This is a genomic window from Kocuria sp. (assembly GCF_030530945.1).
Classification (GTDB): Bacteria; Actinomycetota; Actinomycetes; order Actinomycetales; family Micrococcaceae; genus Kocuria.
Genome location: NZ_JAUMTZ010000001.1, coordinates 360645 through 380229, shown reverse-complemented (window position 1 = coordinate 380229; position 19585 = coordinate 360645). Strand labels below are relative to the sequence as shown.

16 protein-coding genes are annotated in these 19585 nt (G+C 69.8%); 4 read left to right on the top strand and 12 right to left on the bottom strand.

Annotated features, from left to right (window positions below; translation table 11 throughout):
- Positions 1 to 55: 55 nt before the first annotated feature.
- From Q4A22_RS01735 to Q4A22_RS01715, 5 genes are all read right to left on the bottom strand, one after another.
- On the bottom strand, positions 56 to 1084 hold the full coding sequence (locus Q4A22_RS01735; RefSeq protein WP_303176795.1) for an McrB family protein: 1029 nt from the start codon (positions 1082 to 1084) through the stop codon (positions 56 to 58).
- 439 nt (positions 1085 to 1523) lie between these two features.
- Entirely contained in the window at positions 1524 to 1817 is a 294-nt protein-coding gene (locus tag Q4A22_RS01730) for a hypothetical protein (RefSeq protein WP_303176794.1), read from the bottom strand.
- Positions 1814 to 3037 carry a hypothetical protein gene (locus Q4A22_RS01725; RefSeq protein ID WP_303176793.1) on the bottom strand — a complete coding sequence of 408 codons (1224 nt, stop codon included), beginning with the start codon at positions 3035 to 3037 and terminating at the stop codon, positions 1814 to 1816. The genes Q4A22_RS01730 and Q4A22_RS01725 overlap by 4 nt, the downstream gene beginning before the upstream one ends.
- A 100-nt stretch (positions 3038 to 3137) precedes the next feature.
- Positions 3138 to 4313: an ECF transporter S component gene (locus tag Q4A22_RS01720; protein WP_303176792.1), complete on the bottom strand. Its 1176-nt coding sequence runs from the start codon at positions 4311 to 4313 to the stop codon at positions 3138 to 3140.
- Positions 4314 to 4446: 133 nt separating this feature from the next.
- Complete coding sequence (locus Q4A22_RS01715) at positions 4447 to 5226, bottom strand: type 1 glutamine amidotransferase domain-containing protein (RefSeq protein ID WP_303176791.1); 780 nt, start codon at positions 5224 to 5226, stop codon at positions 4447 to 4449.
- 207 nt (positions 5227 to 5433) lie between these two features.
- Between Q4A22_RS01715 and Q4A22_RS01710 the strand changes: the two genes are divergently transcribed.
- On the top strand, positions 5434 to 5829 hold the full coding sequence (locus tag Q4A22_RS01710; protein WP_303176790.1) for a hypothetical protein: 396 nt from the start codon (positions 5434 to 5436) through the stop codon (positions 5827 to 5829).
- A 169-nt stretch (positions 5830 to 5998) separates the two neighbouring features.
- Here Q4A22_RS01710 and Q4A22_RS01705 read toward each other — a convergent pair whose 3' ends face one another.
- The 3 genes from Q4A22_RS01705 to Q4A22_RS01695 all read right to left on the bottom strand — a co-directional run bounded on the left by Q4A22_RS01705 (position 5999) and on the right by Q4A22_RS01695 (position 9798).
- Positions 5999 to 6859 carry a D-hexose-6-phosphate mutarotase gene (locus Q4A22_RS01705; RefSeq protein ID WP_303176789.1) on the bottom strand — a complete coding sequence of 287 codons (861 nt, stop codon included), beginning with the start codon at positions 6857 to 6859 and terminating at the stop codon, positions 5999 to 6001.
- A 50-nt stretch (positions 6860 to 6909) separates the two neighbouring features.
- Positions 6910 to 8370 (bottom strand): amino acid permease, encoded by a 1461-nt coding sequence (locus Q4A22_RS01700; protein ID WP_303176788.1) that lies wholly within the window; start codon positions 8368 to 8370, stop codon positions 6910 to 6912.
- A gap of 186 nt (positions 8371 to 8556) precedes the next feature.
- Positions 8557 to 9798, bottom strand: a complete 1242-nt coding sequence (locus tag Q4A22_RS01695) for a multidrug effflux MFS transporter (protein ID WP_303176787.1) — start codon at positions 9796 to 9798, stop codon at positions 8557 to 8559.
- 102 nt (positions 9799 to 9900) lie between these two features.
- Here Q4A22_RS01695 and trmB point away from each other — a divergent pair, with 102 nt between their 5' ends.
- Together trmB and Q4A22_RS01685 are read left to right on the top strand one after the other, a co-directional pair.
- Positions 9901 to 10791 (top strand): tRNA (guanosine(46)-N7)-methyltransferase TrmB, encoded by an 891-nt coding sequence (gene trmB / locus Q4A22_RS01690; protein ID WP_303176786.1) that lies wholly within the window; start codon positions 9901 to 9903, stop codon positions 10789 to 10791.
- A gap of 209 nt (positions 10792 to 11000) precedes the next feature.
- Positions 11001 to 12812 carry a BCCT family transporter gene (locus Q4A22_RS01685; RefSeq protein ID WP_303176964.1) on the top strand — a complete coding sequence of 604 codons (1812 nt, stop codon included), beginning with the start codon at positions 11001 to 11003 and terminating at the stop codon, positions 12810 to 12812.
- Between the two features lie 182 nt (positions 12813 to 12994).
- Here Q4A22_RS01685 and Q4A22_RS01680 read toward each other — a convergent pair whose 3' ends face one another.
- The 4 genes from Q4A22_RS01680 to dnaK form a co-directional block, all read right to left on the bottom strand.
- Complete coding sequence (locus tag Q4A22_RS01680) at positions 12995 to 13498, bottom strand: heat shock protein transcriptional repressor HspR (RefSeq protein WP_303176785.1); 504 nt, start codon at positions 13496 to 13498, stop codon at positions 12995 to 12997.
- A 1-nt stretch (position 13499) separates the two neighbouring features.
- Positions 13500 to 14546, bottom strand: a complete 1047-nt coding sequence (locus tag Q4A22_RS01675; RefSeq protein ID WP_303176784.1) for a DnaJ C-terminal domain-containing protein — start codon at positions 14544 to 14546, stop codon at positions 13500 to 13502.
- A gap of 84 nt (positions 14547 to 14630) precedes the next feature.
- Positions 14631 to 15248 (bottom strand): nucleotide exchange factor GrpE, encoded by a 618-nt coding sequence (locus tag Q4A22_RS01670; protein ID WP_303176783.1) that lies wholly within the window; start codon positions 15246 to 15248, stop codon positions 14631 to 14633.
- Positions 15245 to 17116 carry a molecular chaperone DnaK gene (gene dnaK, locus Q4A22_RS01665; protein WP_303176782.1) on the bottom strand — a complete coding sequence of 624 codons (1872 nt, stop codon included), beginning with the start codon at positions 17114 to 17116 and terminating at the stop codon, positions 15245 to 15247. Before dnaK ends, Q4A22_RS01670 begins: the two co-directional genes overlap by 4 nt.
- Positions 17117 to 17464: 348 nt before the next feature.
- On the opposite strand from dnaK, the gene Q4A22_RS01660 reads away from it, so the two are divergent.
- On the top strand, positions 17465 to 19459 hold the full coding sequence (locus Q4A22_RS01660) for a BCCT family transporter (RefSeq protein ID WP_303176781.1): 1995 nt from the start codon (positions 17465 to 17467) through the stop codon (positions 19457 to 19459).
- Positions 19460 to 19585: the final 126 nt, after the last annotated feature.

Sequence of the window (19585 nt, the reverse complement as noted above, 5' to 3'; positions counted from 1 at the left end):
GCGGGATGTGCACCGCCGGGCCGGCCTCTGCGGAGGGGGTGCTGCCGCCCACGGGTCAGCCCTCCGACTGCGCGTCGGTGGGAGCGTCTTCGGATGCCTCGGAACCGTCGTTCTGCGGCGACGGCTGCGCGGCTGTCTTCAGCTTCCGATCAATCTCGGGGCGGCGACCCAGACCCTGGCCCTGCAGGACGATGGTCCACAGCTCGGCACCCACGGGAGCGCCGTCTCCCACGATCTTCTTGATCTTGTCCTCGTGGATGTTGAAGGTGGCCACGACCTCCTTGAGCTGGTTGAGGAGGTCCGTGGCGACGTCCTCCACCGAGCGGTCCTCCCCGAAGAAGTAGGAGTGCCCCAGGCGGGCATCCGGACCCACCTGAGTCTGCAGCTGCCTGTTCGTAGCCGCGTACCAGGTGATGAGCCTGTGGAGGTGTTCACTGCTCCCGTTCTGAGCATCCAGCTCCGCGCGCAGCCCCGGCTCGTCCAGCGGCTGCATGGTCACCCAGTGGAAACGACGCCGCAGGGCCAGGTCGATCGTGCCCACCGAACGGTCCGTGGTGTTCATGGTCCCCAGCACGTGCAGGTTCCGGGGCACCTGGAGGTAGCGGAACTGCTCGGACCGCTCCTCGACGGGCGTCTGCAGGGCGATGGTGTGGGGCGTCCGTTCAGTGAGCAGTGCCGCCCGCTTGTCCTCGGCCGCTTCTTCCCGCAGGTCTGCCCGCTTGGAGGCCTCCAGCACCAGCATGAGATCCCCGAACACCCGCGAGGTGTTGGCGCGGTTGATCTCGTCAATGAACAGCAGGTAGTCGTGATCCGGGTCTGCCGCCGCGTCCTCGCACATCTCCACGAACACGCCCGCCTCACCCGTGAAGCCCATGTCCTTCCCCGGGCGCAGGCCGCTCACGAAGTCCTCGTAGGACGTTGCCGGGTGGAACACCACCACCCGCACCCTGTCCCCGTACTGCTCTCTGAGCCCCTCCAGCAGGTGCGATTTCCCGCAGCCGGCCACACCCTCCACGATCACGTTGGTGTACTTCCGCAGATCAGCCGCGACCGACTCCGCCGTGACACTGTCCTGGACCGCCATGGCAGATCCCTCACTTTCTGAAAAATCTGCGCGATTCTGAGTACCATTACTTTTGGGCGCAATTTTGATAAACAGGCCCCGGAGGGTTTCCTCGATCTCGGGATGAGACGCCAGTTCTTGCGCTATCCCCGGTAACGCATTTTCACTCAATGCACTGGACATCTTCCTACCGGTTCCCTTGATAGAGGAAGGGGTGCCAGTGACCTCCGTTATTGCTTCGTTTATTGACTTGCAAGCATATTCGACGCGATAGTGAGGCTTTACATCCCCCCAGTGCGTACCTCTGGGGAAAATATAGATGGAGTGTTGTGTAATATCATCGATCCAATACTTTCCCTCGCGCTTCGGACACTTGGTGACCAGGTCGAAAAGGCTCACCCCCTCCTCCAGCCGCTGCTTCGCGTTGAACTCCTGCTCGTCCATGTCCTCCACCTTCGTGTCACTCTCCGCCGCTCAGGGGGCCGTACTCGGCCAGGTGCTCCACCGCCGTGTGCTCGCACTGCGGCTCGTGGACCTCCAGCAGCCGCGCCAGGCTCAACGCGTAGTGCCGGGGGCAGAGCAGCTCCACCTCTCCGCGCACCAGGGGTTCTGCCGGGTCGTCACCGCCCTCCCAGCGGATGCGGTACTCCACGGAGGCGGTGCACACGCTCTCGTCCCACGCGCACCGGGGGTTCTCCACCCCCTCCACGGTGTCGAGGTCCGGGAACCCGGTCTGCACGTCCATGCCGCTCATCGGTCCTGCCTTCCAACCCGGGACGCCGTCCCGGACTCCGTCACGGGGCCTTCCCCCTCCCGATCCAACCGCTCGTGCAGCTCCCACACCGCCCGGTCCATCTCCTCCGGGGAGAGCTCCACGCCTTCGTCCAGGAACCGGCCCCAGCGGCGTCGGAAACGCTCCTCCCGCAGCAGGGCGTCGCGGGTGACGACCAGGTCTGCAAGCTGCAGGACGGTCAGCGCGCCGTCCTCGTCCGTGTGCAGGCGCAGTGCGGAGGGGCCCGGCGGAACCAGCAGCAGCATGGGCGTGTCGGCGATTCCCACGGCCAGCCACGAGTCCCGCTCCGCGCGCTCGTCCACGGGGACCGCGCCCAGGGCGCGCAGTGGCACCAGGTGGGGCTCCAGAAGCTCCCGGGGCAGCACGCCGTCGGCGTCGTACGCCACCACGTCGGGGCCGTCCGTGCGAACCCCGATGAAGGCCGTGAAGGGTGTGCCGTCCGCCAGCTGGAAGGCCTCCGGGGCGCGGTTGCGGGGATCGAAGGCGTGCGCCAGGTAGCGGACCTGCGGGCCGTCGTCCTGCTGCTGGGCATCGCGGCAGGCGTACTCATGCAGGAAGACGTATTCCTTCTCCCTGTCCCGGGCGCGGAGCCAGGACTCGGCGTCGAGCCGGAACAGCTCCCACGGCACCGTCATGTGCGGCGTGTGCTCCCGCAGCCAGGTGGGCACCCCCGCGTCCGCGCGCAGGTCCTCGGCGCTGGCCCACTCGTCCCCGTAGCCCACCACGCCGCGTTCCGCACGCTCCAGGACCGCGTCCACGCCGTCCCCCTCCCAGGAGGCGGCGTGAGCGGCGTTCTCGTCACGCAGCCGCAGCCGTGCCTCGGCATCGGTGCGCAGCACCTGGTCCACCCACAGGACCTCGAGGTCGGGCGCGTCCGGGGCAATCCGCTCCCCCAGGACGGGGCCCACCACACCTCCGGCGAGCAGGGCCCCGTCCACGGTGGGGTGCCCGACGCCGCGGTCGTCCACGAGCAGGCCGTGCTCGCGGTCGCGGCCGTCGGAACCCCGGGCGCGCAGGCGCAGCAGCCGACCCGCCGCGCGCCCCTCGGAGCCACCCGTCCCCTGGAGGGTCGGCTCCTCTACCCGGACATCGGCGGGCACCAGGGGCGTCCCGTACGGTGCGCAGTACGCAGCACCCAGGACACGGTCCATGCGCCCGTCCGCGCCGTACGTCTCTCTCACGTGACCACCCACGGCAACTCTCCCCGACGACGTCGTTCCGGTTCCGGTCGCAGCCCGCGACCGGTGTCATCATTGTGGGCAGCCGCCGCTCAGGCGCGCATCAGGATCCGCGGCCTTCCGGGGATTCCGGACATTCCCGGACAGCGCCACCAGTACCCATGCCTCTCTGGGCATGAAGTCTCCGGCGGCTCCGCCCGGTCATACGCGGCGAGCCGATGGCCTCCGCCACGGACCCCAGGGAGGGCACCCGCGCGTGGACCCGCTGCAGGACCACCAGGGCCACGAAGCCGGTGAGCAGCTTGTCCACCATGGAGTAGGCCCCGTTGGCGGAGAAGACCGCGATAAGCAGGGACGTCCCGGCTGAGCCGAGAGCCTGCCCCAGGGTGCCCGACAGGCCGAGCTCGCGGCCAGGGAACAGCAGGAGGATCACGGGCACCGCCGTGAGGGTGCAACCCACCGCGGCGAGCACGCACAGTCGGAAGTAGGAGACCAGGGTGCGTCCCATGCAGAAGCGGTGCACCCCGTAGCCCCAGATCAGCGCCCCCACCACGTTCACGGGCGCGAAGAGCAGAGCCCCCGGGCCGTCGGTGAGGGTTCCGAACGCGTTGCCCGCCATCCCCACGGCCGCGCCGTACCACGGGCCCAGGGCGATGGCCGAGACCGCCGTTCCCGCCATGTCCATGTGGAGCGGCAACCGCATGCCCCGGTTCAGGTACTTCCCCGCCACGTTCAGCGCGAGACAGAGAAGCAGCACCGTCAGCACCACCCGGGGCGCGGGGCGCCGCGGGTGTGCGCGCTGCCCGTGGTCTGCGGTGACGTCCTCGGCGCCGGCCGAGGCCACCGCCGCCCGGGGGAGCTCGTCCGTCACCGGCCCGTGCGCGGGGGCGACCACCGGCGCCGGAGCCGCCGCCCCGGCGGGGGGTGACGGTGGCGCGGGACGGGCGCGCAGGCACCGCTCCCGCCACCGGCTGGCCCCCGCGGCATCCTCACCCAGGGCCAGTGCGATCTCCGCCACGAGATCGGCGCTCAGCCGGGTGCGCCCGGACCTGAAGGCGTCGTAGACGGTGGAGCGGGCCAGGCGGGCACCGTACTCGTCCACACCCTGCGCGCGCCGCGCCCGCTCGATCCGCTGGGTGATCCGGGCGTAGGAGACCCCTCCCGCCCGGACACGCAGCTCGTGGAGTCCACGGGCGATGTCGTCGTAGGACTCCGCCCCCGGCGCGGGGGGTTCCGGGGCACCCTCGGGGGCACTCCCGGGCCGTGTGGGCTCTGGCATGGGGACATCGTATTCACCTGCGAGGCCACCGGAGGCGCGGCACGACCGGGGCGCCGTCGGCCGCGCCGGAACCCAGGCCGGAAGGTGACGTGGAGCGTCACACCGCGGCGGCATCCCCCCCTGCAGGCAGGGGTCAGTCCTCCTCGGCCTCGGCAGCCTTCTGCGCGTCGTGCTCCTCGCGCAGCTGCTGGGCGGCCTGCTCCTCCTCCGCCTTCTGCTCGCGCACCACCTCGGTGAGCAGCTTGGTCATCTCCTTGGCCACGCCGGCCGCGGACTGGGGGTTCTGCCCGGTCACCAGGCGCTCGTCCACCTGGACGTTCTCCTCCCAGTTCTCCGCGGCCTTGACGGTGGCACCCTGCTCCTCGAGCCTGTCCTGCAGCAGGAAGGGAACCGTGTCCTGCTTGCCCACGGCCGCCTCCTCCTCGTTGGTGAAGGCCGCCACCCTGCGCCCGGACAGCAGGCCCACACCGTTGGAGAGCTCCACGTCCAGAAGGCCGGAGGGCCCGTGGCACACGGCACCCACCACGCCGCCGGCGTCGTAGACGGACGCCACGACCTTCTGCAGGTCCGCGTTGCCGGGGAAGTCCCACATGGTGCCGTGCCCGCCCACCAGGTACACGGCGTCGTACTGGGAGGGATCCACCACGGAGATCCTGGGGGTGTTGTAGAGGGAGGCCTTGACGGTCTCGTCCTGCGTGAACTGCACCTGCACGGGATCGTCCTGCTGGACCTCGTCCTGGGGCGGCTGTCCGCCCGCGATGGACGCGAAGTCCACGAAGTACCCCGCGTCCCGGAACACCTTCCAGGGATGGGAGGCCTCGGCCACGTTGTAGCCGGTGGGTTCGCCGGTCTCGCCGAGAGTGTCCTGGCTCGTGAGCACCAGGAGGATCTTCTTCATGGTCTCGATGTCCACGGGATCTCCTTTCGTGAGCGCGCGGCGCGCGCAGCGTGGCACCAACCCTAGACAGGGGCCGCCACGTGGGCGCGGGACGTTCGCTGTGGGCATGCGGCGCCGTGACGGCCCCGGAAAAGTAGCCGCTGTTAGCATGAAGCCCGATCCACGGCGGGGCGTCCCGGTCCCTGCACCACCCCCGCCTCCCCGCAACGAAAGGCACATCCCATGCGCATCTCCAACGCCATCCTGCGCGGCATCCCCGGCGCGTACATGATCCAGTCCGGCTACGGAAAGCTCGGCATGGACCCCCAGGCCGCCGAGGGCCTCAAGCAGTTCGCCGCCACGGGCGTCCCCCAGTTCGCGGAGTGGGACTCTCAGACCTTCGCCACCTTCATCGCCGGCACCGAGCTGGCCGTGGGTGCCGCTCTCGTCACGCCGTTCGTGTCCAAGCGCCTGGCCGGTGCGGGTCTGCTCGCCTTCAGCGCGGGCCTGCTCACCATGTACTTCCGCAACCCGGAGATGACCCGGGAGGACGGCATCCGCCCCTCCGAGCAGGGCATCCAGCTCTCCATGAACTCCTTCCTCGCCGCGATCGGCGCGGCCCTGGTGGTGCAGAAGTAGCGCACCGCGCGCTCCACAGATGCCGACGCCGCCGTGGTCACCACGGCGGCGTCGGCATCTTTCACGCGGGAAACAACGGCAAGGATCCTGAGGAGCGCAGGAGCGTGACTCGGGCCAGCATCTCCAGGGCGCACCCCATGGGGCATCCCCCCCCGCAGCGCGGCAGCGGTCAGGAGCCGGCTGCGGGCAGCTCCTGGACCTCGACGACCTGGGCGAGGGTGTGGGACTCCCCGGGGCCCAGCCGCACCGCGGAACCGAGCACGTTGCCCGCCTCCACGCACAGCATGTCCCGCCACTCGTCGTCCGCGAGGTCCGCGAGACCCGCGGCCTTCTCCTCCCAGGGGTTCCACACGATGGTGCTGTCGGAGCCCTCCTTGGAGACCACGAGCACACGCCCGAGTTCCGGGTCCGTGATCCGCACCTCACCGCGGTGGTGGAACACGGCGTCGGTCTCCCCCGTGAGAGTGAGGTCCCCGTTCTGGGTCCGGTCCTGGCCCGCCACCTTGTCGTGGTAGGACACGCCGTCGAAACCGCTCACGGTGACCCGCCGGCAGTCGCCCACGCGCAGGTAGGAGTGCAGGGCCTCCTCCATCTCGAAGGTCTCGGCCCCGGTGTTGGTGACCGTGAGCTCGAGCCGCAGCCGACGCCCCACGCTCATGCGCAGGCGCGCCTCGAACTCGCGGGGGAATAGGTTCCGCAGGTCCCCGGACACGTCCTGCGGCGTGAGCAGGAACTGCGCGAACGCGTCACCCTGTGCGTCCTCACCCGTGTCCACGAGCTGCCACTCGGTGATCCGCGCGAAGCCGTGAGCGGGTTCCATGTCCCCCGAGCGCCCGGGACCGAACCACGGGAAGCAGACGGGCACTCCCCCGCGCACGGCGCTGCCCACCTCGGTGCGGGTGAGGGCGGAGACGAAGAGCACGGGCTGGACCCCTGCCGGGGCCCAGGACAGCGCATGGGCGCCGTGGGACAGCACCGACCCTTCACCGGAGGCGCAGGACAGGACGAGGGGTTCAGGAAGTCGAGTCATGCCTCCAGCTTAGGGTCGCCGTCCCGCGGCGCCCTGGCGCGTGCCGGGGTCTAGCCCTCGGTGTGGTGGATCTCCTGGGGAGCATCCATGTCACGCTTGAACTGCTCGAAGGCCTCGTGGTGGGACTCGCGGCGGCGCACGAAGAACCACGCAACGCACAGGGCGATGATCCAGACGGGGAACGCGATGAGGCTGGTGGCCGTGTCAGGATCCGTGGACAGGGCCCACACGAGGAACGCGAAGAACGCCAGGACCACCCAGCACATGACCACGCCGCCGGGCATCTTGTACGCGGACTCGGCATGGCGCTGCGGGAACTTCTTGCGGTAGCGCATGTACGAGATCAGGATCATGGTCCACACGAAGATGAACAGCAGCGACGCCACCGAGGTGATCAGCGTGAAGGCGTCCATGATGGAGTCCCCCGCGTAGAGCACCGGGATGGTCAGCACCAGGATCACCGCCGTGAGCAGCAGTGCCCGCAGCGGCACGCCGGCGGAGTTCAGACCCTTGAAGAGGCGGGGCGCGGAACCCTTGGCGGAGAGCCCGAACAGCATCCGGGACGTGGAGAAGACACCGGAGTTCGCGGAGGAGGTGGCCGAGGTGAGCACCACGAAGTTCACCACGGAGGCGGCTCCGGCGAGCCCGGCCAGGGAGAACATGGCCACGAACGGGGAGGAGTCCGGGTCGATCGAGCGCCACGGGGTGACCACCAGGATGGCGAGCAGCGCGCCCACGTAGAAGATCAGGATGCGGACGGGCACGGAGTTGATGGCGCGCGGCAGGGTGACGCGCGGGTCCCTGGCCTCGGCCGCGGTGGTTCCCACGAGCTCCACGCCCACGAACGCGAACACGGCGATCTGGAAGCCCGCGACCATGCCGGAGACCCCGTTGGGGAACCAGCCGCCGTCGTTCCAGAGGTTGGACACCTGGGCCACGTGGCCGTCCGGGGAGCTGAAGTGGGTGAGGACCATGACCACGCCCACCACGATCAGCGCCAGGATGGCGACCACCTTGATGAGGGCGAACCAGAACTCCATCTCGCCGAAGTTCTTCACGCTCGCGGCGTTGAGCACGAACACGATGGCGACCACCAGCAGGGTGGGCAGCCACAGCGGGATGTTGGGCCACCAGAACTGGAGGTAGCCGGTGATGGCCACGAGCTCCGCCACGGCGGTGACGATCCAGCAGAACCAGTAGGACCAACCCACGAAGAACCCGGCCCACGGGCCGATGAGGTCCGCGGCGAAGTCCGCGAAGGTCTTGTAGTGCAGGTTGGACAGCAGCAGCTCGCCCATGGCCCGCATCACGAAGTACAGGAAGAAGCCGATGAGCATGTACACGAAGATCACGGCGGGCCCGGCCAGGGAGATGGTCCGCCCGGAGCCCATGAACAGTCCGGTGCCGATGGCCCCGCCGATCGCGATGAGCTGGATGTGCCGGTTGCTGAGCCCACGCTGCGGGGCGTCGTGGGACTGGGGCGGGGAGACCGCCGTGGAGCTGTTTGTCATGAACCCAGAGATTACACCTCGGGGCACCTGGAACGTGGCGTGGGACACACACGGAAAGGCCCCGGCTTCCAGAGGGCGGCCGGCGGCGGGGACAGCGTCACCCCAGGCCGTGGCCCGATGGTCCGCAGCCGGGCGGTGCACGAGCGGTTCACCCGCCCGCGGAAGGGGGCGCGGCGGCGTCGTCCGCTAGGCGTGCGCCCGGCGGCGGGCCGCCAGGACCAGCACCACGGAGACCGCCGAGCACGCCGCCATGCACACGAGCATGGGCACGGCGGTGGACTCCCCTCCGAGACCGGTGAGCGGGGTGACCAGCCCGGCCATGACGAACTGGCCCGTGCCCACCACGGCGGAGCCCGTGCCGGAGAGGTGGGCGTCCTGCGCGCGGCGCTGGGCCAGGGCCACGGCGTTGCCCAGCACGAAGCCCATGCAGGACTGGGCCAGGAAGACGAGCACGAGCGTCACGGTGCCCACCACACCCAGCAGTGCGAGCACCAGGTTCAGGGCGGAGCACACCGCGAGCCCCACGACCCCGGCCAGCAGCAGCGACCGCGGCGAGCGCGTGGCCACGAGCTTGGTGTTCACCACGCCTGTGACGATGGACCCGCACGCGTTGAGCGCGAAGACCACGGAGTAGCCCAGTGCGCTGAAGCCCAGGACGTTCTGGAGGACGAACGAGGCCGCGGAGATGTAGGAGAACAGGGCGCCGAACGCGAACGCGAAGCCGGCGGCGTAGAGGCTGAAGGTGCGGTCGGCGAGCACCGCGGCCGCGTTGCGCAGGATCCGCCCCGGACCACCCGTGGAGCGCGCCTCGCGCGGGAGGGTCTCCGGGATCACGAGCACCGAGCACGCGAGCATCACGGCGCCGAAGACCGCGAGGACCGCGAAGGCGGTGCGCCAGTCCGCCACGGACGCGATCACGCCGCCGGCGAGCGGGGCCACCACGGGCGCGAGGGACGTGATGAGTGAGAGCACCGAGTACAGCTGGGCCGCGCGGTGGCCTCGGGCGATGTCCGAGACCACGGCGCGCGCGATCACCACGCCCGCGGCTCCCGCGACGCCCTGCAGGAAGCGCAGCACCAGCACCAGGTGCACGTCCGGGGACACGATGATCCCCACCGAGCACAGCAGGAACAGCAGGTTTCCCGCGACCATCAGCCGGTGGCGGCCCAGGACGTCGGAGAGGGGCCCCAGCACGAACTGCCCGAGGGCCATCCCCACCATGTAGGCCGTGAGCGTCAGCTGGACCACGCTCGCGGGCGCGGCGAAGAACTGGGCCATCTCCGGCATGGACGCCAGGTACATGTCCGTGGCCATGGGGCTCACGGCGGAGAGCACGCCCAGCGACCCCACGAGCACCACCCGGTCGCGGCGCGGACTCAGCCCCAGCCGGCTGCGGACGGGCTCGGGCATGGCGGCGTCCTGGGACATGCGGCGTCTCCTGCTCATGCGGGGGCGGCGGATGGGCGGGCTCCCATCCTAGGGCCGGACCGCCGCGCCCTCCCCCGGTCGACCGCCTTAGGATGAACCACGATGGAATCCAGCGAGCACACCCCACAGTCCCCCGCACAGCCCTCCCGGGGCCACCACGACGCCGCCCTGCCCGGCTCCCCGGCACCCGGCACCTCAACACCGGGCACAGGGGGCTCCGGCACCGGCGCAACCGAGGACGGCGCCCCCGAGGGCGTGGCGTTCCCCCGCCAGCCGTACTCGTTCGTGCGGCGCGGGGACCGGCTCTCCCCCAAGCGCCAGAAGGCCTGGGACGAGCACGCCGGGGACTGGGTCCTGGACATCCCGCGCGTGCGGACCGACACGTCCGTGGACCCCTCCTACCGGCTGGACCGCGAGGCCGTGTTCGGCCGCACGGCGCCCCTCGTGGTGGAGATCGGCTCCGGGCTTGGTGAGGCGATCGTGGCGCACGCGGCCGCGCACCCCGAGCTGGACCACCTGGCCGTGGAGGTCTACAAGCCCGGCGTGGCGGACCTGCTCATGAAGGCCGCGCACGCCGGGGTGACCAACGTGCGCGTGGCACAGGCCAACGCCCCCGAGGTCCTGGAGCACATGCTGGAGGCGGCATCCGTCCACGAGCTGTGGGTGTTCTTCCCGGACCCGTGGCACAAGACCCGCCACCACAAGCGGCGCCTGGTCTCCCCGGCGTTCGCCGAGCTCGCCGCACGGGTGCTGGAGCCGGGAGGACTGTGGCGGCTGGCCACCGACTGGCAGGAGTACGCCGTGGTGATGCGCGAGGTGCTCGACGCCGCGGCCGCCGAGTTCGAGAACGTCCACCCCGGCCCGGTGGCCGACGACGAGCACCCCGACACCGGGTGGGCGCCGCGCTGGGACGGCCGGATCCTCACGAGCTTCGAGCGCAAGGCCACCGAGGCGGGGCGGGTGCCCCGGGACCTGACCTACCGGCGTCGCTGAGCGCAGCGCATAGGGTGGGGGGCACGCCGATCCCCCACCCCCAGGAGCCGTCCGTGTCCGAATCACCCCGCGCCACCGACCGGGAGCCGGGCGTTCCCCTCCCGGAGGAGAGGTCCCGGGGTTCCCGCCCGGCGCCCTCGCACACGGGAGCCCACGAGGCCAGGAGCTTCCTCTCCGAGATCAGCTACCCCCACAACATCCACCCCGCCGTGGTCCCGGGCGTGTCCGTGGAGGACCAGAAGGTCCGCTACGGGGTGGACCGGATCGTGGTGGGGGTCGCGGGCGGCCTGACCGCGGTGTTCATCGTCTGGGGCCTGCTGGACACCGGATCCCTCACCGCGGCCTCCACCGCCGCCCTGAACTGGACGATGCTCAACATGGGGTGGGCGTTCAACGTCCTGGCCATCGGGCTGCTGGTGTACCTGCTCTACCTCGCGTTCTCGCGCTACGGGCGCATCCCCCTGGGCCTGGACGGGGACCGTCCCGAGTACTCCACCGCCTCCTGGGCGGCCATGCTCTTCGCGGCGGGGATCGGGATCGGGATCATCTTCTTCGGCCCGTTCGAGCCCATGACCTACTTCCTGTCCCCCCGCCCCGGCTCCGCGGACCCCGGGACGGTGGACGCCATGAAGAAGGCCTCCGCCCAGGCCGCCCTGCACTGGGGACTCAACGCCTGGGCCATCTACGGGCTCGTGGGCGTGGCCGTGGCCTACACCTCCTACCGGCGCGGCAGGGTGCCGCTGATGAGCTCCGTGTTCGCCCCGTTCTTCCGCAACCGCGCCACGGACACCTGGGCCGGGCGCGCCATCGACATCATGGCCATCGTGGCCACCCTCTTCGGCACCGCGGCCGCCCTGGGGATCGGTGCCCTGCAGATCGGGCGCGGCGTGCAGATCTTCACCGGGCTCGGGGCCACCGGCAACGCCGGGGCGCTGATCATCATCTCGGTCCTCACCGCGGCGTTCATCGCCTCGGCCGTCTCCGGGGTGTCCCGGGGAATCCGGTGGCTCTCCAACATCAACATGGTCCTGGCCGTGGGGGTGGCCCTGTTCTTCTTCGTGCTGGGACCCACCGCGTTCCTGCTCAACTACGTGCCCTCGGTGATCGTCACCTACCTGGGGCAGCTGCCCGAGATGCTCTCCGCGTCCATGTCCGACGGCCCCGAGATGCAGCAGTTCCTCTCCTCCTGGACCACGTTCTACTGGGCCTGGTGGGTGTCCTGGGCGCCGTTCGTGGGGATCTTCGTGGCCAAGATCTCCCGGGGCCGCACCATCCGCCAGTTCGTCCTGGGGGTCCTGTTCATCCCCTCCACCATCGTGGTGCTGGCGTTCACCGTGGTGGGCGGAACGGCGATCCACCAGCAGCTGGAGTCCCGGGCGATCGCCCCGGACAACACGCCCGGCAGCCTGCCCGCCCCGGAGGAGATCTTCTTCCGGGTCCTGGACGGGCTGCCCGGCGCGGGCGTGATGGCCGGGATCGTGGTGGTCATGCTGGCGGTGTTCTTCATCACCACCGCGGACTCCGCCTCGGTGGTGGCCTCCCAGATGTCCCAGCGCGGCAACCCCGCGCCCAGGCGACGCGTGACCGTGCTGTGGGGACTGTCGATGGCCGGGATCGCCGTGGTGATGCTGCTGATCGGCGGGGAGGACGCCCTCACGGGCCTGAAGAACCTGGTGACCGTCACCGCCCTGCCGTTCACGCTGATCATGTTCGCCATGACCGTGGCGTTCCACAAGGACCTGCGGCGGGACCCCATGGTGATCCGGGAGCAGTACTCCCGGTGGGCGGTGGACAAGTCCGTTCGCCACGGCATCGACGAGTACGGGGACGACTTCACGTTCAGCGTGGAGCGTGCCCCCGAGCAGCGGTGGGCCGCGGGCGCGGACTTCGACTCCGCCGCCCCCGAGGTCACCGACTGGTACCGGCGCACAGACGAGGACGGCAACCCCGTGGGCTACGACTACGGGACGGGGGAGTTCACGGCGCCACCCGGCTCCTCGGCCACCGACCCCCGGGACTAGCAGGGAAACGTGGACGAGCCCCGCACCGCTGGCATCGGTGCGGGGCTCGTGCGGGTCACTCGGGCAGGACGCTCAGGACCGTGCCTCCCACCGGCGCGGGGCCCGACGCCGCCCGGCCGGGTCCGCGGAACGGCCCGCCCGGCGCGGTCCTCAGGCGGCTGGGCGGACGGCCGGGGCGATCCTCAGCTGGCCGCGCGGTCACCCCGCCCGCGGCGGGCGGAGGTGGGGGGCGTGTCCCCGGTGCTCTCCTCCGCCGCCCGCGGTGTGGCAGGGCGGTACAGCATCAGCGCCTGGGAGACCTTGTGCGCCCGATGGGTGCCACGGGCGATGCGCACCACGTCCCCCTCGGAACCGGCGGTGAAGATGGCATCCCGCTCGTGGCGGGCACGCCGCTCCTCCTCCAGCTCCTCGGACAGCTCCGTGACCCGCGACTGCAGCGCCTGCACCTGGTTCTCCAGCTGCAGGATGCGCTTGATGCCCTCCAGGGAGACACCCTCCTGGGAGAGCTCCTGGATCTGGCGGAGCTTCTGCACGTCCAGCTGCGAGTAGCGCCGCGCGCGCCCGGAGGCCCGGGAGGGGGTCACCAGGCCCATGCGGTCGTACTGGCGCAGCGTCTGCGGGTGCATGTCGGCGAGCTCGGCCGCCACCGAGATCACGAAGACCGGCTGGGTGAAGTCCAGTGGCATCTCAGCTCGCCGCCTCCTCAGCGAGGGACGCACGGGGCTCGAAGCCCTCGGTGGCCTTCGCGAACTCGCGCAGCGCGTCCTTGGCCGTGGCGTCGAGATCAGCGGGCAGCTGGACCTGCACGGTGACGATCATGTTGCCCGTGGTGGACCCGGACGTGAAGCCCTTGCCCTTCACGCGCATCCGACGCCCGGAGGAGGTTCCGGCGGGGACCTTCACGTTCACGTGGCCCTCGTCCAGCGTGGGCACCTCCACCGTGGCACCCAGCCCGGCCTCGGCGGCGGTGACGGGAACCGTCACGTGCACGTCGTTGCCCTCCCGGGTGAAGAACGGGTGGTCCTTGACCTTGACGGTCACGAGCAGGTCCCCGTTTCCGCCGGGACCGGTGTGGCCCTTGCCGGCGATCTTCAGGCGCTGGCCGTCCTTCACGCCCTTGGGCACGCGCACGGTGGTGGTCTGCCCGTTGCCCCGGCGCAGCTTCACCGTGGTGCCGTTGTAGGCGGAGCGCAGCGGGATCGTGGTGGTGGTGTGGATGTCCTCGCCCTTGGTGGGGGGCGCCTGGTACCCACCGAAACCACCCCCACCGGGCTGGCCGCCGAACCCGCCACCCCCGCCGAAGCGGCCTCCGCCCTGGCCGCCGCCGAACTGTGCGAAGAGGTCCTCGAAGCCTCCCCCTCCGCCGCTGGAGGTGGTGTAGCGCCTGCGGCCTCCGCCGCTGCCACCACCGCCGAAGAGGTCACCGAAGATGTCCTCGAAACCTCCACCCCCTGCGCTGCCCGCCGCCCCGGGACCGCCGGCGGTGAACCGCGCCCCGGACCCCATGGCCCGGATGGCGTCGTACTGCTCGCGCTCCTCGGGGTCGGACAGCACCGAGTTGGCCTCGGTGATGTCCTTGAACCTCTTCTCCGCAGCCGCATCCCCGGGGTTCTGGTCCGGGTGGTACTTGCGGGCCAGCTTGCGGTACGCCTTCTTGACGTCCGCTTGGGATGCGTCCTTGGAGACGCCCAGGACGCTGTAGAAATCCTTGTCGATCCAGTCCTGACTGGCCATGACGCCTCCTTTCTCGTGTTTCCACTTCGGTGCGACTCGGGGCGGGCCCCGTCATGTGGACCCGCCCCGAGGTGTTGTTCTGTCCTACGGCTGGGCCGCGACGGCCACCTGGGCCGCGCGAACCACCCGGTTGCCCACCCTGAAGCCGGAGCGCAGCACCATGGACACGTGGTCCGGCGCCACCTCGTCGGTGGGCTGCTGCAGCACGGCCTCGTGGATGTTGGGGTCGAAGCTCTCCCCCACCTCACCGATGCGGGTGAGGCCCTTCTTGCCCAGTGCGTCCTCGAGCTTGGTGGCGATCGCCGCGAACGGCCCCTCCGTGAGGTCGCCCGCCTTGCGAGCGGCGTCCACGTCGTCCAGAACCGGCAGCAGCGCGGCGATCAGCTCGCCGGAGACGAAGTCCCGCAGCTGGTCCTTCTCCCGCGCCGTGCGGTTCTTGAAGTTCACGAACTCCGCCTGGAGCCGGCGCAGGTCCTCGAGACGCTCGTCCGCGAGCCTCTGCGCGGCACCGGCTCCCGCCGGGGCGGCGTCGTCCTGGGACGACGCCGCGTCAGCGGTCTCGGCGTCCGGGGACTGGGGGGTGTCCAGGATGTCATCCACGGTCAGCCCCTCCTGCTCCTGCGACTCGGGAGCAGAGTGTTCCGGGTCCTCCGGCACGGACTCGCCGTGGCCCTTGGTGTTCTCGGAGTCGCTCATGCTCACTTCTTCCCGTCGTTGTCGTCGTCCACGACCTCGGCGTCCACGATGTCGTCGTCGCCCGCGGCCTGGGCGCCCTCGGCACCGGCAGCACCCGCCTGGGCACCGGCGGCACCCTCGGTCTGGGACTGGGCGTACAGGGCCTCGCCGATCTTGGTCTGCGAGGTCTGCAGCTTCTCGAAGGCGGCCTTGACGGCGTCGTCGTCGTCGCCCTCAAGGGCGGACTTCACGGCGTCGACGTCGGCCTGGACCTCGGACTTGACGTCCTCGGGGATGGCGCCCTCGTCGTCCTTGATCAGCTTCTCCACGGAGTACGCGGTCTGCTCGGCGTTGTTGCGGCGGTCAGCCGCCTCCCGGCGCTGCTTGTCCGCGTCCGCGTTGGCCTCGGCGTCCTTGACCATGCGGTCGATGTCGTCCTTGGACAGCGAGGTGCCGCCCGTGATGGTCATCGACTGCTCCTTGCCCGTGCCCTTGTCCTTGGCGGACACGTGCACGATGCCGTTCGCGTCGATGTCGAAGGTGACCTCGATCTGCGGCATGCCGCGGGGAGCCGGCGCGATGCCGGTCAGCTCGAACGTGCCCAGGTTCTTGTTGTCCCGGGTGAACTCGCGCTCACCCTGGAAGACCTGGATGGACACGGAGGGCTGGTTGTCCTCGGCGGTGGTGAAGGTCTCGGAGCGCTTGGTGGGGATGGCCGTGTTGCGCTCGATGAGCTTGGTCATCACGCCGCCCTTGGTCTCGATGCCCAGCGACAGCGGGGTCACGTCGATCAGCAGCACGTCCTTGCGGTCGCCCTTGAGGACACCGGCCTGGATGGCGGCACCCACGGCCACGACCTCGTCCGGGTTCACGCCCTTGTTCGGGGCCTTGCCGGCCAGCTGCGTGACCTTCTCGACCACGGCGGGCATGCGGGTGGAACCACCCACGAGCACCACGTGGTTGATGTCGGAGACCTTGATCCCCGCCTCGGCGATGACGTCCTTGAAGGGCTTCTCGGTACGGGCCAGCAGGTCCTTGGTGAGGTCCTCGAACTTGGCGCGGGACAGCTTCTCGTCCAGGTGCACCGGGCCCTCGGGGGTCACGGAGAGGTACTGCAGGGAGATGGTCGTGGAGGTCGCGGAGGAGAGCTCCTTCTTGGCCTGCTCGGCCGCCTCCTTCAGACGCTGCAGGGCGATCTTGTCCTTGGACAGGTCAGCACCGGTCTTGGACTTCACCTGCTGCAGCAGCCAGTCCACGATCCGCTGGTCCCAGTCGTCGCCACCCAGGCGGTTGTCACCGGCGGTGGCGCGGACCTGAATGGTGGAGAAGTCGTCCTCGTCCTTGCCAACCTCCAGGAGGGAGACGTCGAACGTGCCGCCACCGAGGTCGAAGACCAGGATGAGCTCGTCCTCCTTGCCCTTCTCCAGGCCGTAGGCCAGAGCCGCGGCGGTGGGCTCGTTGACGATGCGGAGCACGTTCATGCCCGCCACCTCGCCGGCCTCCTTGGTGGCCTGGCGCTCGGCGTCGTTGAAGTAGGCGGGGACGGTGATCACGGCGTCCGTGACCTTGTCGCCCAGGTAGGCCTCCGCGTCCGCCTTCAGCTTCATGAGCGTGCGGGCGGAGATCTCCTGCGGGGTGTACTTCTTCCCGTCGATCTCGGTGGTCCAGTCGGTGCCCATGTGGCGCTTCACGGAGGCCACCGTGCGGTCCACGTTGGTCACGGCCTGACGCTTGGCGACGTCACCCACGAGGGTTTCGCCGTCCTTGGAGAAGGCCACGACGGACGGGGTGGTGCGATTGCCCTCGGCGTTCGCGATGACGACGGGCTCGCCGCCCTCCAGAACGGCCACCACGGAGTTGGTGGTGCCGAGGTCGATTCCCACTGCGCGAGACATATTCGATCCTTTCGTTGGTGCTGCTGTTCCGCGCGGACCCCCCGGGGGGCTTCCGGCGGCGGAACCTCAGACTTGAGCTTTTCAGACTCAAGTTTACACGTTGAGCACTCGTTGTCAAACGAAATTGAGTGTTTATCACTCAACCCAGTGGCCTGGGCGTTCTGGCGACCCGCCTGGAAACTACCGGCGAGTTGGGTGCCCGCCGGATCCTCGTTACAATCGGAACTTTGTACGCCCACGGCGAAACCTCCGGGTTGAGCCTGGCGTCGGCAGACCACCACGTCCATGGGAGATGCGCCACAGCACGACGAGATCCTTCACTCCCCCGCTGCAGTCAGGAGAACTGTCTTGAGCACGCCACCCCATTCCCCCGAGCAAGCACCACAGGACGAACCGCCCGCCACGGCGGAGCCGGCCCCCGGCTCCACCTCTCGGAGTCGGTCCCGCAAGATCATCGACGAACTCACCTACCCGCACGGCATCCACCCGGCTCTGGTCCCGGGTGTGGGCGTGGAGGACCGCAAGGTCCGCTTCGGCACAGACAAGGCCGTGTTCGTCATCACCGCCCTGCTGATCGTGGCCTTCATCGGGTGGGGTGTGCTGGGCACGGACAGCCTGTCCACCGTCTCCTCCACCGCTCTGGCCTGGGTGACCGCGAACACCGGCTGGTTCTTCATCCTGCTCTCCACCGCCGCCGTGTTCTTCATGCTGGTCATCGGCTTCACCCGCACGGGCCGGATCAAGCTCGGCCGTGACGACGAGGAGCCCGAGTACTCCTTCTTCTCCTGGCTCGCCATGCTCTTCGCCGCAGGCATGGGAATCGGCCTGATGTTCTACGGGGCGTTCGAGCCCATGACCTACTTCGAGGGCGGAATCCCCGGCTTCTCCCACGTGGCGGAGGCCGGCAAGGACTCCATGGTGGTCTACGCCCTGGTGCAGTCCGCGTTCCACTGGGCCCTGAACCCCTGGGCCATCTACGCCGTGGTGGGTGTCTCCGTGGCCTACGGCGCCTACCGCCGCGGCCGCGCGCCGCTGATCTCCCGCGTGTTCACGGCCCTGCTGGGCCACAAGCGCGTGGACGGACCCCTGGGCAAGCTCATCGACGTCTTCGCCATCTTCGCCACCCTCTTCGGCACGGCGGCCTCCCTGGGCATGGGCGCGCTGCAGATCGGCTCCGGCATCTCGATCGTGGGCGGGATCGGCGAGCTCGGCAACAACACGCTGATCGTCATCATCGCGGCGCTGTCCGTGTGCTTCATCATCTCCGCGGTCTCGGGCGTCTCCCGGGGCATCCGCTACCTCTCCAACATCAACCTCACGCTGGCGTTCGTGCTGGCGCTGTTCGTGTTCTTCGTGGGCCCCACGGTCTTCCTGCTCACGCTCATCCCCTCCACGTTCTCCACGTACCTGGCCGAGTACCTCTTCATGACCGGGCAGTCCGCCGCCTGGGGGCCCGAGAGCGCCGAGTTCTCGAACACCTGGACCGTGTACTACTGGGCCTGGTGGCTGTCCTGGTCCCCCTTCGTGGGCATGTTCATCGCCAAGATCTCCCGCGGGCGCACCATCCGCCAGTTCGTGACCGTGGTGCTCGTGGTCCCGGCGTCCGTGTGCGTGCTGTGGTTCATCGTCTTCGGCGGCTCGGCCATGTTCTTCGCGAAGAACGGCGCCGACCTCTCGGTGGCCAACGGCTCGGAGTCCATGCTGTTCGGGCTCTTCGACCAGCTGCCGCTCACCGGTGCGACCTCCGTGCTGGCCATGGCGGTCATCGGCATCTTCTTCGTGACCAGCGCCGACTCCGCCTCCGTGGTCATGGGCACCATGACCCAGCGCGGGCGCCCGGACCCCAGCAAGTGGATCGTGATCTTCTGGGGCGTGTGCCTCGCGGGCATCGCGATCGTGATGCTCCTGGTGGGCGGCGACGACGCCCTGGCCGGCATGCAGAACCTCGTGATCGTCTCCGCGCTGCCGTTCGCCGTGGTCGTGGCCGTCATGATGGTCGCCCTCTACCGCGACCTCCGGAGCGACCCCGCCACGCTGCGCACCCGCTTCGCACTGTCCGCGGTGGAGAAGGCGGTGAGCACGGGTCTCGCCGAGCACGGCGACAACTTCGCCCTGCAGGTGGAGCACGCCGAGGGCCACCGTGCGGCGGGCGAGGCGTTCGACTCCCACGACCCGGCCATCACCGAGTGGTACCGCCAGACGGACGAGCACGGCAACGAGACCGACTTCACCTACAAGTCCCAGTGGGTCTCCTCGGCGGTGGACGACATCGCCAAGGACACCCCCGAGGGGGAGGCGCCCTGGGACCAGACCACTCCGAAGTCCAAGGAACCCGCGGAGTGAGCCGTCCGGTCGGGTGGTACTAGGACCCGGCCACATCCGAAGGGCCGGTGGGGAGCCCCGCGGGGGGGGGGTGCCCCCCCCCCCCCCCCGGGCGGGGGGGGGGGGCGCCGCCCCCCGGCGCCACCG